This window comes from Xanthomonas citri pv. mangiferaeindicae (assembly GCA_002240395.1).
Classification (GTDB): domain Bacteria; phylum Pseudomonadota; class Gammaproteobacteria; order Xanthomonadales; family Xanthomonadaceae; genus Luteimonas; species Luteimonas citri_A.
The window spans coordinates 1882476-1898243 of record CP016836.1 but is presented as its reverse complement, the minus strand read 5'-3'; the positions used below and the strand labels follow the sequence as shown (position 1 = coordinate 1898243).

Annotated in this window: 15 protein-coding genes; 8 read left to right on the top strand and 7 right to left on the bottom strand. The window is 70.2% G+C overall.

All coding sequences use genetic code 11. From position 1 onward, the window contains the following. Window positions 1-6: 6 nt before the first annotated feature. From BEN78_08165 to BEN78_08140, 6 genes are all read left to right on the top strand, one after another. Window positions 7-2358, top strand: coding sequence for a DUF802 domain-containing protein (locus BEN78_08165; protein ID ASR43352.1), 2352 nt, complete (start codon window positions 7-9; stop codon window positions 2356-2358). Beyond that, entirely contained in the window at window positions 2355-2993 is a 639-nt protein-coding gene (locus BEN78_08160; protein ASR43351.1) for a hypothetical protein, read from the top strand. The genes BEN78_08165 and BEN78_08160 overlap by 4 nt, the downstream gene beginning before the upstream one ends. Beyond that, window positions 2983-3603: a hypothetical protein gene (locus BEN78_08155; GenBank protein ASR43350.1), complete on the top strand. Its 621-nt coding sequence runs from the start codon at window positions 2983-2985 to the stop codon at window positions 3601-3603. Before BEN78_08160 ends, BEN78_08155 begins: the two co-directional genes overlap by 11 nt. Before the next feature lie 496 nt (window positions 3604-4099). After that, window positions 4100-4336 (top strand): 50S ribosomal protein L28, encoded by a 237-nt coding sequence (locus tag BEN78_08150; protein ASR43349.1) that lies wholly within the window; start codon window positions 4100-4102, stop codon window positions 4334-4336. A gap of 13 nt (window positions 4337-4349) precedes the next feature. After that, window positions 4350-4514: a 50S ribosomal protein L33 gene (locus tag BEN78_08145; protein ASR43348.1), complete on the top strand. Its 165-nt coding sequence runs from the start codon at window positions 4350-4352 to the stop codon at window positions 4512-4514. A 241-nt stretch (window positions 4515-4755) separates the two neighbouring features. After that, window positions 4756-6177, top strand: a complete 1422-nt coding sequence (locus BEN78_08140; protein ID ASR43347.1) for a cardiolipin synthase — start codon at window positions 4756-4758, stop codon at window positions 6175-6177. Window positions 6178-6199: 22 nt separating this feature from the next. On the opposite strand, the gene BEN78_08135 is transcribed toward BEN78_08140, so the two are convergent. After that, entirely contained in the window at window positions 6200-6742 is a 543-nt protein-coding gene (locus tag BEN78_08135) for a hypothetical protein (GenBank protein ID ASR43346.1), read from the bottom strand. Window positions 6743-6832: 90 nt separating this feature from the next. Between BEN78_08135 and BEN78_08130 the strand changes: the two genes are divergently transcribed. Beyond that, window positions 6833-7258 carry a hypothetical protein gene (locus tag BEN78_08130; protein ID ASR43345.1) on the top strand — a complete coding sequence of 142 codons (426 nt, stop codon included), beginning with the start codon at window positions 6833-6835 and terminating at the stop codon, window positions 7256-7258. A 62-nt stretch (window positions 7259-7320) separates the two neighbouring features. Here the strand turns inward: BEN78_08130 and BEN78_08125 are convergent, their stop codons facing one another. Beyond that, complete coding sequence (locus tag BEN78_08125; GenBank protein ASR43344.1) at window positions 7321-8043, bottom strand: hypothetical protein; 723 nt, start codon at window positions 8041-8043, stop codon at window positions 7321-7323. Then, window positions 8021-8422, bottom strand: a complete 402-nt coding sequence (locus tag BEN78_08120; protein ASR43343.1) for a DUF2384 domain-containing protein — start codon at window positions 8420-8422, stop codon at window positions 8021-8023. Before BEN78_08120 ends, BEN78_08125 begins: the two co-directional genes overlap by 23 nt. A 617-nt stretch (window positions 8423-9039) precedes the next feature. Between BEN78_08120 and BEN78_08115 the strand changes: the two genes are divergently transcribed. Beyond that, window positions 9040-9405: a hypothetical protein gene (locus BEN78_08115; protein ASR43342.1), complete on the top strand. Its 366-nt coding sequence runs from the start codon at window positions 9040-9042 to the stop codon at window positions 9403-9405. A gap of 61 nt (window positions 9406-9466) precedes the next feature. Here BEN78_08115 and BEN78_08110 read toward each other — a convergent pair whose 3' ends face one another. The 4 genes from BEN78_08110 to BEN78_08095 all read right to left on the bottom strand — a co-directional run bounded on the left by BEN78_08110 (window position 9467) and on the right by BEN78_08095 (window position 15509). Continuing rightward, window positions 9467-12757 (bottom strand): hypothetical protein, encoded by a 3291-nt coding sequence (locus BEN78_08110; protein ID ASR43341.1) that lies wholly within the window; start codon window positions 12755-12757, stop codon window positions 9467-9469. Beyond that, a complete protein-coding gene (locus tag BEN78_08105) occupies window positions 12750-13022 on the bottom strand; it encodes a hypothetical protein (protein ID ASR43340.1) in 273 nt (90 codons plus the stop codon). Before BEN78_08105 ends, BEN78_08110 begins: the two co-directional genes overlap by 8 nt. A gap of 76 nt (window positions 13023-13098) precedes the next feature. Continuing rightward, on the bottom strand, window positions 13099-14112 hold the full coding sequence (locus BEN78_08100; protein ID ASR43339.1) for a cytochrome d ubiquinol oxidase subunit II: 1014 nt from the start codon (window positions 14110-14112) through the stop codon (window positions 13099-13101). Beyond that, a complete protein-coding gene (locus tag BEN78_08095) occupies window positions 14112-15509 on the bottom strand; it encodes a cytochrome D ubiquinol oxidase subunit I (protein ASR43338.1) in 1398 nt (465 codons plus the stop codon). The genes BEN78_08100 and BEN78_08095 overlap by 1 nt, the downstream gene beginning before the upstream one ends. Window positions 15510-15768: the final 259 nt, after the last annotated feature.

The following is a 15768-nucleotide window of genomic DNA, read 5'->3' as shown; positions in this document are numbered from 1 at the left end:
ATGCCCATGTCCTCACGTTCCCGCGCGCTGTCCCTTCTCCCCGCCCTGGCGTTCGCGCTGGGCCTGGCCGCAATCGCCTGGATCGCGCTGGGCTACCTCGGCACCAACCCCTTGGCGCTCGCGGTGACGCTGCTGATCGGCGTCTGCTATGCAGCCGGTGCGCTGGAGCTGTGGCGTTATCGCCGCGCGAGCGCGACGCTGGCCGATGCCGTCGCCGGACTGTCGACAACGCCGCCATCGCTGGGCGACTGGCTTGACCGGCTCGACCCGTCGCTGCGCGCGGCCGTGCGTCTGCGGGTCGAAGGGGCGCGGACCGCGCTGCCGATCCCTGCCCTCACACCGTACTTGGTCGGCATGCTGGTGCTGCTGGGCATGCTCGGCACCCTGCTGGGCATGATGGCGATGCTGCGCGGCACCGGGCTGGCGCTGGAAACCGCGACCGACCTGCAAGCGATCCGCGATTCGCTGGCCGCGCCGGTCAAGGGGCTGGGCTTTGCGTTCGGCACGTCGATCGCGGGCATCGCCAGCTCGGCGATGCTGGGCCTGGCCTCGGCCCTGGTGCGCCGCGAGCGGTCCGTGATCGTGCACGGGCTCGACGCTGCGATCGCAACGACACTGCGCCCACACTCCCACGCCTACCGGCACGAGGAAACTCTGCGTCTGTTGCAGCGCCAAGCCGACACGATGCCGGCGCTGGTCGACCGGCTGCAGGCGATGATGGTGACGATCGAGCAGCAAGCAGGAGCAGCGGGCGAGCGCCAGGCCGCGCAGCAGGCCGCATTCCATGCACGCACCGAGACCGTGTACACGCAGCTCGCCGCCTCGGTGGAACGCTCGCTGCAGACCAGCGTGGCGCAGAGCGCGCAGGCCGCGACCGCGGCGCTGCAGCCGGTGTTCGAGACCACGATGGCGGCGCTGGCCCGCGAAACCACGGCGCTGCAGACACGCGTGACCGAAGCCGTGGACCGCCAGTTGCAGGCGTTGACGCATGGCTTCGAGGCCTCGACGCAGGCCGTGGCCGCACGCTGGGACCAGGCGCTCGACGGCCAGCAGGCCACCAGTGCCGCACTGACCGGCGAGTTGCAGGCGGCGCTGGCGGAGTTCAATGCCAGCTTCGAGCAGCGCGCCAGCGGGTTGCTCGACGCGGTCGTCGCGCGTCTCGATGTCACCGCTGCGCAGGCCGCGACACTGCACGACACGGTCGCCGACGGGGTGGATCGTCAATTGCAGGCGGTCACCGCCGGCCTGTCGGCTTCGACGGCCGAGGTCACCGAGCGCTGGCAGCAGGCGCTGGCCGGCCAGCAGGCCGCGCAGGCTGCGCTGGTGAACGATCTGCGCCAGACGCTGGCGGGTGTCGGTGAGACCTTCGAACAGCGCACGACGACGCTGGTGGACGGCGTCGCGACGCGACTGGAAGCGACCACCGGCCAAATCGCCGACGGCTGGCGCAACGCGCTGTCGCAACAGACCGACGCGCACGATGCGCAGGCCGACCGCCACGAACAGGCGCTGACCGCGGCCGCAGCCGCGTTCGAACGCCACTCGGCTGCCTTACTCGAGCGCGTCGATGCCTCGCATGGCGCGTTGCAGTCCGCGCTCGCCGAGCAGGACCGTGCCCGGCTGACCGCCTGGACCGATAGCCTGGCCGCACTGGCGGGCGCGCTGCGCGAGGACTGGGCGCAGGCGGGCGCCGAGACCACCCGTCAGCAGCAGGCGATCTGCGACACGCTGGCCGCCACCGCCGACACCATCGCCGCGCAGACCCGCACCCATGCCGGCGAGACGATCGCCGAGATCTCGCGGCTGATCGACACGGCCTCGCAGGCGCCGCGGGCCGCGGCCGAGGTGATTGCCGAACTGCGCCAGTCGCTGTCCGACAGCATGGCCCGCGACACCGCGATGCTGGAGGAACGCACGCAGATGCTGTCCACGCTCGACACCTTGCTGGGCGCGGTCAACCACGCCTCGACCGAACAGCGCGCAGCGATCGACGCATTGGTCGCGACCTCGGCCGACCTGCTCGAACGCGTGGGCACCCGCTTCACCGATCACGTCGAGGCCGAGACCGGCAAGCTCGGCGCAGTCGCCGACCAGGTGACGATCGGCGCGGCCGAAGTCGCCAGCCTGGGCGAAGCCTTCGGCGCCGCGGCGCAGGTGTTCGGCGAGGCCAATGCGCAGTTGGCCGAGCGCCTGGCGCGGATCGAGGACACGCTGGAGAAGGCCCTGGCGCGTAGCGACGAGCAGTTAGCCTACTACGTCGCGCAGGCGCGCGAGGTCGTGGACCTGAGCGTGCTGGCGCAGCGGCAGATCGTCGAGGAACTGCAGCAACTGGGCGGCCGTCAGGCCGGCGCGGCATGAGCCTGGAACTCGACAGCGACGACGCCAACGCCGCCCCTGTCTGGGCCGCATTCGGCGACCTGATGTCGGTGTTGCTCGGTGCGTTCGTGCTGATCCTGGTCGGCGTCATCGGCGTGCAATTGCAGTTGGAAATGAAGCTCGACGCCGAGATCGCGCAACGCCAGGCCGAGCAGCAGCGCCTGCAGACGCTGGAGCAGGCTCTGGCCGCGCCGCTGGCGGCTGGCCGCATTACGCTGGTCGACGGCCGCATCGGTATCCGCGGCAGCGTGCTGTTCGCCGATGCTTCCGACCAGTTGCAGCCCGAGGGCCGCGACCTGCTGCGCAGCCTGGCCGGCCCGCTGTCGGAGTACCTGGCCTCGCGCGACGAGATCCTGATGGTCAGCGGCTTCACCGACGACCGCGCGCTGCGCGACCGCCTCCACTTCGCCGACAACTGGGACCTGTCGGCGCAGCGCGCGCTGACCGTGACCCGCGCGCTGGTCGGCGACGGGGTGCCGGCCGATTCGGTGTTCGCCGCGGCCTTCGGCGCGCAGCAGCCGGTCGCCTCGAACGCCGACGCCGAAGGTCGCGCACGCAATCGCCGGGTCGAGATGGCCCCAGTGCCGCGCAACCCGGCCGCGCGCGATGGCCACTGAAGCCACCCAGCCCGCGGCCCTTCATGCCCGGCTCGACGCCTGGCGTGCCCAGGGCCTGGACCGGCGCCAGCCGCTGCGCGTGCATGCAGTGGCGGCATTGCTACAGCGCGCCGAACGTCTGCACGGGTCCCCGCGCGAGGCGCTGCTGCGGCGTGCGGGCGCGCTGGCTGAGACACTGGATGCGGAGTCCGCAGCGGCCGCGACTGAGGCCACGCGCGAGCGGGCGGCGCCCGGTCCGCTGCGCGCGCTGACGCGCTCAATGTGCGCCGGAGACCACGCGGCGCGCTACCCAGAGCTGCCTGCGCTCGATACGTTCCGGCGGCTGTGGTCGGCCGTGCGCATCGGCAGCCAGGTGCGGCGTTCGCTGGCGAAGACGTCCGACGATGCCGGCCCGCTCAACTCGGCCCGTCTGGTGCACCGCTCGCTGACCCTGATGCGCCAGGTCTCGCCCGACTACCTGCAGCACTTTCTGGCCTATGTGGACACGCTGTCCGGCCTGGCGCAGTTGCAGGAGGCCGGTGCCCTGCCGGGCCAGACGGTGGCGCCGACGCCTGCGGGCAAGCCGCGCGCCAAGCCGAGATCGCGCCGGCGGCAGGGCGAGGGCAGCTGAACAGGCCCCCACCCGCCGCGCCGGGGCGCGGCGACCTGGGTGCCCTCCCCGTATCACGGGGAGGGTTGGGGTGGGGGCGCTTCCCGGCGACAGCCCGCCCCCCCCCACACCCGCCACGCTCCGCGCGGCGACCTCCCCCGCAGCGGGGAGGTGTGAGTTTCAGCGCGGCCTGTTCCGCTGGCCGAGCCGACCTCGCTCACGCGGGCCACGTTTCACGGCATTCCAGCAAGCCCGTCTTCACTTGCCTTGCATCCCAAGACCCGTTCCGGCAATATGGCCGGCTCGTTGCGTCCGGATCATGGCGACATGCTCCCGACCCGCCCGGGGAAGCGCGGTCTTCCCGGCGGCGGTGCGACGAGAGGTTCGACTCCCGTACCGCGCGACGGCCTTGCCGTCGGGGCCGCCATCTCCCTGGCCAAGGGCGATACCGTTCGCGGAACATCCTTTCCGCAGGAGCCCGACTTATCGTCGGACTTCCCATTGATCGAGGTGCACCATGTCCCGAGTCTGCCAAGTCACCGGCAAGCGCACGACGACCGGCAACAACGTCTCGCATGCGCTCAACCGTACCCGCCGCCGTTTCCTCCCGAACCTGCATGAGCGCCGGTTCTGGGTCGCCAGCGAAAACCGCTGGGTGAAGCTGCGTGTGTCCACCAAGGCCCTGCGCACCATCGACAAGAACGGTATCGACGCCGTCCTCGCCGAGCTCCGTGCCCGCGGCGAGAAGATCTGAGGAGTAACGCAACATGGCAGGCAAGCGCGACAAGATCCGTCTGATTTCCTCGGCCAACACCGGCCATTTCTACACGACGGACAAGAACAAGAAGAACACCCCCGGCAAGATGGAGATCAAGAAGTACGATCCCGTCGTCCGCAAGCACGTGGTCTACAAGGAAGGCAAGATCAAGTGACCTGACCGCGCGTTCGCCTGCGCGAACGCCGTCGCGTCACCCCCGCATCCGCGGGGCCTGGAAAGCCCGCCGCAAGGCGGGCTTTCTGCGTTAGACGGCGGCGTGCGCGGATGAAAGCGACGCTCGGCCCGCCTGCAACGGTGGCCATTCGACGCCTTCGCGTGACCCGCCCGGGTGCGCCAGACGCCAGTTCTGCGCCGCGTCCGCGGCGCGACCACGCCACCGCCTGCACAATCGTCCGATGGACTGGCATGCCTTGAACCTCGGACTGGCGATTCTGATCGCCGACTGGACGATCCGGATCGTCGCCCTGCTGTGGATTCCCTCGCGCACCCGCCCGGCGGCGGCGCGCAGCTGGCTGTTGCTGATCGGCTTCGTCCCGCTGGCCGGGCTGCCGCTGTACCTGCTGTTCGGCCATCCCTGGCTCTCGCGCGACCGCATCGCGCGCCAGCGCCAGGCCTCGCAGGTGATCCGCGAAGAGCAACTGCCGCTGGCGGATCTGCGCTGGACGCCGCCCGATACCGGCGCCTCGGCCGAGATGGCGCCGCTGCTCGAACGACTGGGCGACTTCATGCCCACGCACGGCAATGCGGTGCAACTGATCGACGACTACGACGGGGCGCTGCAGGCCTTGCTGGCCGACATCGACGGCGCGCGCACCCGTGTCCATCTGCTTTATTACCTGATGTTCGACGATGGCACCGGCGAGGCGGTGACCGAGGCGCTCGAACGCGCGGCTGCTCGCGGCGTGACCTGCCGGCTGCTGCTCGATGCGGTCGGCGCCAAGCGCGGCCTGCGCCGCTACGCGCGCCGACTGCTCGCGGCCGGGGTGCAGGTCCACGCGATGCTGCCCGGCGGGCTGCAGTGGCGCCGCAGTGGACGCATGGATCTGCGCAACCACCGCAAGGTCGCGGTGATCGACGACACTGCGGCCTATGTCGGCTCGCAGAACCTGGCCGATGCGGACTTCATCGTCAGCGCGCCCAACCGCGAGCTGGTCGCGCGCGTGCAGGGGCCGGCGCTGGCGCACCTGGAGGCGGTGTTCGCCAGCGACTGGTTCATCGAGACCGGCGAGCGGCTCGCGGTCACCCCGACCACCGCGCTGCCCGACGCCGATGTCGCCGCGCAGCTGCTGCCCAGCGGCCCGGCGTATCCGTTCGAGAACGCGCGGGATACCGTCAACGCCCTGATCCACCTGGCCCGGCGCCGGCTGGTGCTGACCACGCCCTACTTCGTGCCCGACGACGCCACGCTCAGCGCGCTGCGTATCGCCGCGCTGTCGGGCGTGGAAGTGCAACTGATCCTCTCGGCCAGCAACAACCAGCGGCTGACCGCGTGGGCACAGACCTCGTACTACGGCGAACTGCTGGAGAGCGGGATCCAGATCGCGCTGTATCGGCCGCACTTCCTGCACGCCAAGCACATGAGCATCGACGACGAGATGGCGCTGGTCGGCTCGATCAATCTCGACATCCGCTCATTCGCACTCAATGCCGAAATCGGCCTGCTGGTCTACGACCGCGATGTGGTCGCGCGCATGCGTGCGATCGAGGCCGGCTACCTGGCCGACGCCACGCCGGTGACGCTCGAGGACTGGCAACGACGTCCGGCCTGGCGCCGTAGCCTGGAGGGCATCGCCCGGCTGGCCGACTCGTTCCTGTGACCGCTGCGCGGCCCGTACGCCGCTAGAAGCCCCCGCCGGCGTCGAGCCAGGCCTGCTCCTCGGACGTATTGGTGCGGCCCAGGACGTAGTTGCGGTGCGGAAAACGGCCGAAACGCGCGATGACGTCCAGGTGCGCCTGCGCATACTCGCGGTAGGTCGCGATCCCGACATCGGCGAACAGCTGCACCGAGCGCTGCTGATCGGCGAGATCCTCGGAATGTTCGAACGGCAGGTACACGAAGCCGCGCAGCGCATCGTCATGTTCGCGATCGAGGCCGGCGTCCACCAGCGCCTGCGCGTGGTGGCGGGCCAGAGCGTCGGTCGCGAAGGCGTGCGCGCTGCCACGGAAGATGTTGCGGGGAATCTGATCGAGCAGGATCAGCAGCGCCAGCCCGCCCTCGGCGCTCTTGGCCCAGTGATCGAGCTCGCGGCGGGCCGCGGCGAAATGGGCGTCGCGGAAGCGGCGCTCGCAGTCGCGGTCGAAGGCGTCGCCGCCACCGAACCACTTCGCCATGCCGGCCTCGCGCCAGAACGTGGTCACCGTCTCGGGACGTATCGTATCCATGGGGCGAGCCTAACGCGGCCGGGCGCGAAAAGGCGCGAAACGCTGCCAACATCACAGGCCCCGACCTATACTTCCCGCCCTCTCTCACCGATGGATACCGCCATGCGTCGCATGTTCCGCCTGCTGCCTGCGCTTCTCGTCCTGTCCGCGGCCTTCCTGCTGTCGGCCTGCCAGCGCGGCGAAGCCGACAAGGCTCTGCTGCAGGCACCGGCTGTCGGCGACCTCTACGCCGCCGAGCTCAGCGCCTTCTCCGATTACGAGTTCACCGACGACAAGCAGACCGCGATCGACCCGGCCTACGGCCTGATGAAGGTGGTGGCAGTCGAGGACGACGGCGTGGTCGTCGTGACCGAGAACGCCGCATTGGGCACCCGCGACCGCGCCCGCTCGGACATCAAGGACCCGTCGTCCATCGTGTTCGACGACAGCGAGCGCATCTCGATCTCCAAGGCCGACCTGGCCAAGGCCTACGAGGACGACCTGATCTACGTCGTGCGCCGCCCCACCGCGGAGTGAGCCACGCGCCATGCGCGACGAAAAGCCCGGCCCGCGCCGGGCTTTTTTTTGTGCGTCCCGACCTAGCGGCCCGGTCGGACAGCCCCGAGGGCGAGCAGTTCGGTGCCGATCGCGACGTGGGTGATCGCCGCCCCGTCCCAGTGATAGTGCAGGTGCGGGCCCTGGCGCGCGGGCGAGACCAGGTCGGGGTGGAACGCCGCGATGCATTGCCCGCCCGGATGGCGCACGCTGTCGTAGACGATGCCCTCGCTGCCGGCCGCGCGCAGTGCGACGGCCGCACGCTGGCTAGCGGCATAGCTGTCGGGATCGTGCAGCGCCGGCCAGCCACCGCGGATATCGTGGAAGTCGCCGGCCACATCCGCCAGGTAGCTGCGCAACTGCAGCACGCAGGGTGGCTCGTGCGTGTGTCGCAGGAAACGGGTGCGGTGATAGACGGTCTCGGCGATCGCGGTGTCGCGCTCGCGGGCCGCGTAGTAGACGCCGAAGCTGCCGTCCGCGAAGCGCGAACCATCGCGATTGGGATGGGTGAAGGCGGCCATGATCGCGGTGGTTCCGGGGCCGGCGATCCGACGCCCGGGCGGCACCAATTGAATCCTTCCCAGTTCCTGGCGCAGCCGCGGATTGGTCATGCCCTCGAGCTCGAACAGCGCGTCGAGGTCCTCCGGATCGGCGATCGCGTCGAAGACGCCGACCGGCGGAAACCGGCTGGACACGATGCGATGGCTCGGCCGCCACGCGATCGGGCGGACCGGAGGCGTCACCTCAGTTCCAGCCGCGCTGGGCATCGAGATACTCGCGGACCACGTACAGGTCGGCGACATGGCCGCCGAGCATGCGCGCCAGCGCCGACGCGCCGCCGAATGGCGGTGCGGTGTTGGCCCGATGCACCCAGCCATCGGCCTGCGCGTCGTCGGGAAACAGGATGTGCAGCGCCTTGTAGATGCCGAGCAGGTAGCTGATCCGCTCCAACACGTCGCCCGAGACGGCACCTGCGCGGTCACGCTTCCAGCGGAAGTAGGTCGACCGCCCGGGGTTGCCGAGTAGCCGCCGCTCCTGGTCAGCGCTCAGCCCCCAGCGCTCGGCGATGTTGAAGAACGCCTTGAGGGCCGGGCCGGCGAGATCGCGGCGGGTCGAGGGGATCAGCGGCGCTTCGTGGATGTGCATGGCAGACCTCCAAGTCCATGAATAGGACTTAGCGCCTGTTATAGTCCCAAATGGGACTAGATGCAACCGCGTGCTGACGCCGGCGCCAGCACGGTTCACGGTGGCGCCCTTGGTCAGCCCTCCAGCGGCGTCAGCAGCCGGAAGCGCGACTCGGTGGAATGGGCAGTGCCCGCAACGAGTGTGTCCGGACTGAAACTTGGCGGATCGGGTGGCATCCACGCCGGTCGCTCGCGCGGTCCCGGGTGGTAGGCCTTCCACTCGCCATATCGTTCCGCCTCATCAGTAAACGCGAACGCTACGGGAACTCGGACAACCCAGTAGCCCCGCTTGGGAACTCGACCATCGTCTGGAGGTGTGAACTGCCAGCGCCTGGCGGTGAGACGCACTGCATTGGACAGCGCTCCTCGGACGGATGCCATTTCGCGCGCAGTGCCTATCGCACTCAAGTTGACCTGCTCGACAGCGAGATCTTTGATACTCCCATCGGGTGCCACTTGGATAAGCGTATACACCGTGCCCTGCCCGCCAATTGACGAGACACTTCTAGGAAAGCGTGGAGGTGGAAGGCTGGCACCCCGCACTGTATTCGGGTCATCGACTCGTGTCTCGTCGCCAAAATGCGCACTACGGATCGCAACCCTCATCGCGCCAGCACCAGACGGCTTGGCAACCAGGCGCAGGCTCATCTTCGCGCGTGCCGCGACGGGCGCACCGCCGTCGAGCACTGGCTCGAACTGCATCTGCGGGACGAAGCGCCGCACCAGATTCACGGCCTCCGCTGGCAACTTGTCTTCCTGGTCGAGCGCGTAGCCCGACACAGCGCCATCGCGTTCGATATCGACGGTCCCGGTCACCAGCATGCTGGCCTCGACCTCGCTGCGCATCTGGCGCGCGTTCTGCGCGAACACCGGCGGCAGACACAGCGCCAACAACGCGAGCAGCACAACGACACGCCTGCAAACCATGATTGCATCCTGCATTGATGGGCCGGCCATCATGCCCACCTGAACAGGCAAGCGCAACGCGGAACCGTTCGAACGGGGCTCAGCGCTCGCGCAGGAACCGCGCCATCGACACGCCGTCCTGCGCCGGCACCGGCGTGAACTCCGCCGCGACGTCGACGAAGCCACGCATCACCGCGATCTCCCGCGGCGTACGATTGAGCGTGTCGCGCAGGTCCGGATCGGCCCCGGCGCGCAGCAGGCGTCGGGCCAGGCGCAACTGTCCGTGCAGGCCGGTCAGGTGCAGCGGCCCGAAGCCGCGCGGGTCCTGCGCATCGAGCGACACGCCCTCATCGAGCAGGTGTTCCATCGCCGCCAGCACGACATCCTCGTCGCAGGCGGTGCCGGGCTCTGCGCGCGCACCCAGCAACAACAGCAACGGCGTCACCCCGCCAGCCGCGGGCGCGTCGATCTGGGCACCGGCCAGCAGCAACGTGTCGAACAGCGCCAGCAGGCGTGTGCGATCGCGCGAGGTGAAGCCGTACAAAGCGGCGCAGTGCAGCGGCGTCAGGCCCTGGGCGTCGGTGGCGTGGATGTCGGCACCGGCCGTGAGCAGGCGTGCCGCCAGGTCCGGCAGGCCGAGTGCGGCAGCCAGCATCAGCACGCTGACCTCGCCGGGCAGACGCTGATCGAGCGGCGCCCCGGCCGCGAGCAGACGATCGACGACCGCAGCATGGCGCATGCTGACCGCCGCCGACAGCGCGGTCGCGCCCGAACGGGCTGCGCAGGTCGTGTCGGCACCACGCGCGAGCAGCAGATCGACGACCGCCAGATGCCCGCCACCCGCTGCGCGCAGCAGCGCGGTGCAGGCCTGGGCGTCGGGCGTGTCGATATCGAAGCCCAGATCGAGCAGCCGGCGGACGGCATCGGCGTCCCCAGCCGAGGCCGCCTGCGGCAGATCCGTGGCCGCGAGCGCGCGACGCGGCAGTGCCCAGCCCTGCCAGTCCAGCCAATCGGCGAGATCGCGCCGGCCGGCCGACAGCGCGACACCCAGCGGCGTCTGTCCGTCGGCAGCCCGCGCCGATGGCGATGCGCCATGACGCACCAGCGCCTTCAGCGCGCCTTCGCGGCCGAGCGCGGCCGCCAGATGCAAGGCGGTCATACCGCGCGAATCGCGGGCATCGGGATCGACGCCCAATCCGGCCAAGCGCTCGACCAGCCGCGGCCATCCCAACCGGACCGCCAGGGCCAACGGCGGATCGCCCTGGGGTGACGCGGCAAACGGATCGGCGCCACGCGCCAGCAACTCCAGCGACAGCCCTTCGAACGCGCGCGCCGCATGGTCGCCCTCGACGCAGGCCGCCAGGTAGGCCGCCAGGCCGCCCGCACCGGCCGGCGACGCGCCATGGCGCAGCAGCACCTGCAGCACCGGCAATGCGTCCGGCGCGCGGGCGAGCAGCGCGGTCAGCGGTGTGCGGCCATCCGCATCGCGCACGTTGGGATCGGCGCCATGGGCGAGCAGCCACTCCACCTGTTCGAGCGACGGCGGCGATGCCGGGTCGGCCAGCAGACTGCCCAGCTCGGCAGGGCCGACCAGCCGCAACAGGTCGCCCAGTTGCGCCTGCCGGCCTTCGCGCAGCCCGGCGCGCAGCAGCACCAATGGCGTGCGGTCGCCTGCGGTGTCGTCGCCGTCCACGTCGAGATTGACCGGGAGGGGGTAATCAGGATCGAGCAGCCGGACCAGCGACCAACGCCCGGCCTCGGCTGCTCGGTCGACGGCACGCTTGCCATCGCCATCGACCACATCGGCCGGTACGCCCAGCGCGAGCAGGCGTTGCACCAGCGCCGGCGACGCCGACTCGGACGCGCAGGCAAGCATGATCGCGTTGCGCCCAGCGATATCGACCGCGGCGACGTCGGCCTCCGCGGCCAGCAGCGCATCCAGCGCGGCCAGGCTGCCGCCGCGCGCGGCATCGAGCAGCGGTGTGCGACCGTCGTTGTCGCGCGCACGCACGTCGGCGCCAGCTGCCAGCAGGGCCGCCAGGATCTCGGTATGGCCGTGCGAGGCGGCCACATGCAGCGCACTGCGGCGCTGGCGATCGCGCGCATCGACCCGGCCCTTGTGGCGGATCAGCAACTGCACGCCGGCCGCATCGTCCTCGTCCCCGCCGGCCGCCGCCAGCAGGGCCGGCGTTGCGCCTTCGACCTCGGGTCGGGCGCCGTGCTCGAGCAGGAACTTCGCCAGCCGCCAGTTGCCCGCGGCGCAGGCCACCCCGAGCGGGGTCAGCGCATCGTGGTTGGTGACATCGAGTTCGGCGGCCGCATCGCGCAACAGCGCGACCACGCCCGGGTCGGAACTGCGCGCGGCCAGATGCAGCGGCGTATTGCCCTCATGATCGGTCACCCGCGGGTCGGCGCCATTGGCCAGCAGGGTCATCACCGCGTCGGGCCGGCCATGCCAGCTGTCGCGCGTGGCCGCCAGCAACGGCGTCATGCCCGCATGCGCGGCGTTGACGTCGACGCCGCGCGCGATGAGTTCGCGCAGCAGCCGCAGATCGGGCAGCACCGCCGCCAGCACGGCGAGGCTGCGCTGGTCGCGCGTCTCGGGCAGCGGCAGCGCGCGCACGTCGGCGCCAGCCTCGATCAACGCCAACGCGCGCTCGACCCGGCCTGCACGCGCCGCGGCATACAGCGCCACTTCGGGATCGGCGTCGACGGGCTCGTCGAACAGGGCGGCGGCCGGGTCGCCTGGCATCTCCACCACCGGCATCGGCAACGCCTGCGGCGGGGCAAGGCGTTGCAGGCCGGCGTGCAACAGCCACCATGCCAGCGCGGCGGCCGCGGCCAGGCCGGCCCGCATGTCCGGGGCCAGCGTCGGCAACCAGGCCGGTGCGAGTGCGATCGCGAGCGCCGCAGTCACCGCAGCGGCGACCGCGATCCCACGCGCGGCACCGACGTCCTGGTCGGCCAGCGCTCGCCAGTGCGCGCGCAGTTCGCCGCCGTCGCGTTCGATCGCGTGCCACAACGGCCAGGTCCGCCAGACGCCGACCATCACCAGGCCGACCGCCACACTCAATCCAAGCGCACCGCCCAGATCGCCGCCGCGACGCAGCGCAGCCAGCGGCCAGGCCGCCAGCAGCGCGCCGGCAGCGGCCGCGCTCACCCAGGCGATCGCCAGCGCACGCACGTCGGGCCAGGGTGAGCGGCCATTGGCACCACCCCGCGCACGGCTGCGCACGACCAGCGCAAAGGCCGGCTGCGCCAGCACGCCGGCCACCGCCGCCGGCACACCGCCCAGCAGCGTGCACGCGACCAAAGCGAGCGCCGCGGCCAACGCGATGGGAAACCGTCGCTGCGGAGCCGTCGGCACGGGGCGACGCGGATGCTCAGGCATCTGTGCTCCAGTCGTCGGTCAGCGGATCGGCCACCGCCCGCGGCGGCATCTGCAGGTGGAAGCCTTGCGCCTGCAGGTTGTGACGCACCTGCGCCGGGTTCTCGCGGGCGAGCCGACGCTCGGGTGTCAGCGTCACCTCGAGCACGAACGCCAGCGTGCCAAGCTCGGCGCGCAGCGGATCGGGCAGGACGTCGAACGCGTCCCTGGCAGCGAGGTACACGTAGGTGTCCGCCTTGCGCTGACTTTTGTAGACGTAGGCGTGCATGTGCGCAGAATCGGCGATATGCGCCGAATTGTGCGGCAAAAGGACCGCCTTGGGTATCGCGCGGGCCGCGCTGCGTTCAGTGATAGCCGGCGTCGGCCTGCACCTTGCCGCGGAATACCCGGTACGACCACGCGGTGTAGCCCAGGATCAGCGGCAGCAGGACCACCAGCCCGCCCAGCACGAACATCTGCGACGACGGCGGCGACGCCGCCTCCCAGATGCTCAGCGACGGCGGCACGATGTTCGGCCAGATGCCGAGCACCAGGCCCGCGAAACCCAGCACGAAGAACGCCAGCGTCAGCAGGAACGGGCGCGCATCGCGGCCTTCACGCATCGCCGCGCGCCACAGCCAGAGCACATTGAGCAAGGCCAGCACTGGCACCGGCGAGAGCCACCAGAAGTTCCCGTCCTCGAACCAGCGCGCCATGATCCGCGAGTCGAGGAACGGCAGCCAGGCGCTGACCAGCCCCATGAAAGCAGCCACGACCAGCACCAGCGGCCGAGTCAGCGTGCGCGCGATCAACTGCAGCCGGCCCTCGGTCTTGAGGATCAGCCAACTGCTGCCCAGCAACGCGTAGCCAAACACCACCGCCACGCCGGTCAGCATCGAGAACGGGCTGAACCAGTCGAGTGCACCGCCGGCGTACTTGCCGGCCTCCAGCGGCATCCCCTCGACCAGCGCGCCGAGGATCACCCCTTGCGCGAATGCGGCCAGCAGCGAGCCGAGCGCGAACGCCGCCCCCCAGAACCGCTTGCCGCGCCGGGCCTTGAAGCGGAACTCGAACGCCACCCCGCGGAACACCAGCGCGATCAGCATCAGCAGCACCGGCAAGTACAGCGCCGAGAGCACAATCGCGTAGGCCCGCGGGAACGCCGCCAGCAGCCCCGCGCCGCCCAGCACCAGCCAGGTTTCGTTGCCGTCCCAGATCGGAGCGGCGGTGTTCATCATGTGGTCGAGCTGTGCTTCGTCTTCGGCGAACGGCGCCAGCACGCCCAGGCCCAACACGAAGCCATCGAGCAGCACGTACATCAACACACCGAAGCCGATCACGCCGAACCAGACCACCGGCAGCACGGTCGCAAGCTCCATCAGTCTTCCCCCACCGGGCCATCCGCCGCCGAGATCGGCCGCATCGGCGTGCGCTCGCCCGCATCGTGGTCCGGGCCATCGTCGAACGGCTGCGGTCCCTTGCGGATCATCTTCACGATGTAGCCGCCGCCCGCGCCGAATACCACCGCGTAGGCGATCGCGAACGCCGACAGCGACACGATCACGCTGGTACGGTCGATCTCGCTGACCGCCTCACTCGTGCGCAGCAGGCCCTGGATCACCCACGGTTGGCGGCCGATCTCGACCACGAACCAGCCCGCCAGCACGGCGATGAAGCCGCTGGGCGCCATCAACCGCCAGGCATCGAGCAACCAGCGCGAGCGCAGCAACGTGCGTCGCCGCCAGGCCCACAGCGACACCGCGGTCAGCACCAGCATCGCCATGCCGATCCCCACCATGACCCGGAAGGCATAGAACACCGGCGCCACCGGCGGCCGGTCCTCCGGCGGCACCGCGGTCAGCGGCGCGATAGTGCCGTCCCAACTATGGGTCAGGATCACGCTGCCCAGGCGCGGGATGGCGATCTCGTAATCGTTGCGCTCGTCGTCTGGATTGGGCACCGCGAACAGCACCAACGGCACGCCCGCACCGGGCGCGCCCTCATGCCAGTGCGCCTCCATCGCCGCGAGTTTCACCGGCTGCACCTCGCCCGTCTTCAGGCCATGCAGGTCGCCGACCACGATCTGCAGCGGCACGGTGATCGCGGCGAATGCGATCGAGAGCTTCAGCATCCGCGCGCCAGCCTCGACATGCTCGCCGCGGCGTAGGTACCACGCCGCGACACCGCCGACGACGAAGCAGGTGGTGATGAAGGCCGCCAGCACCATGTGTGCCAGGCGATAGGGGAAGGAGGGATTGAAGATGACCGCCATCCAGTCGGCGGGATGGAAGACCCCGTCGACGAGCTCGTAGCCGGCCGGCGTATGCAGCCAGCTATTCGCCGACAGAATCCAGAAGGTCGAGATCAGCGTGCCCACCGCTACCAGGCAGGTCGACAGGAAATGCAGTCGCTCCGAGACCCGCCCCCAGCCGAACAGCATCACGCCCAGGAAGCTGGCCTCCAGAAAGAACGCGGTCAGCACTTCGTAGCTGAGCAGCGGCCCGAGGATGTTGCCGGCCGCGACGCTCAGCGCCGACCAGTTGGTGCCGAACTGGAAGCTCATCACGATGCCCGACACCACGCCCATGCCGAACGACACGGCGAAGATCCGCAGCCAGAAGAAGTACAGATCGCGCCACACCGCCTCGCGCGTGCGCAGCCAGCGCCACTCCAGGAAGGCCAGCCAGCTCGACAGGCCGATCGTGAAGGCGGGAAACAGCACATGGAAGGAGATCACGAATCCGAACTGGATCCGAGACAGCAGCAGCGTGTCCAACGCCGACGCTCCTTGCGTGAAACGGTCGGGCATCGAGTGTGCGGCACCTGTCGTGAAACCGGGGTGCGGTCGATCGTCGCATTGCAGGCCCGACGTGCAGGCTCGTCACGCAGCGCGAGCTGCGCCGGTGTGCTGCCATGCGCGGATGGAGATCGGCGTGCGCCCGCAGCGCTGTCGAACGATGCGCAGGCATCGCGCACGCGCTCGCGGCGCCAGCACGCCCATGACCTTCGCCAGAGCGGGCCTCCGCCGCGCGCCG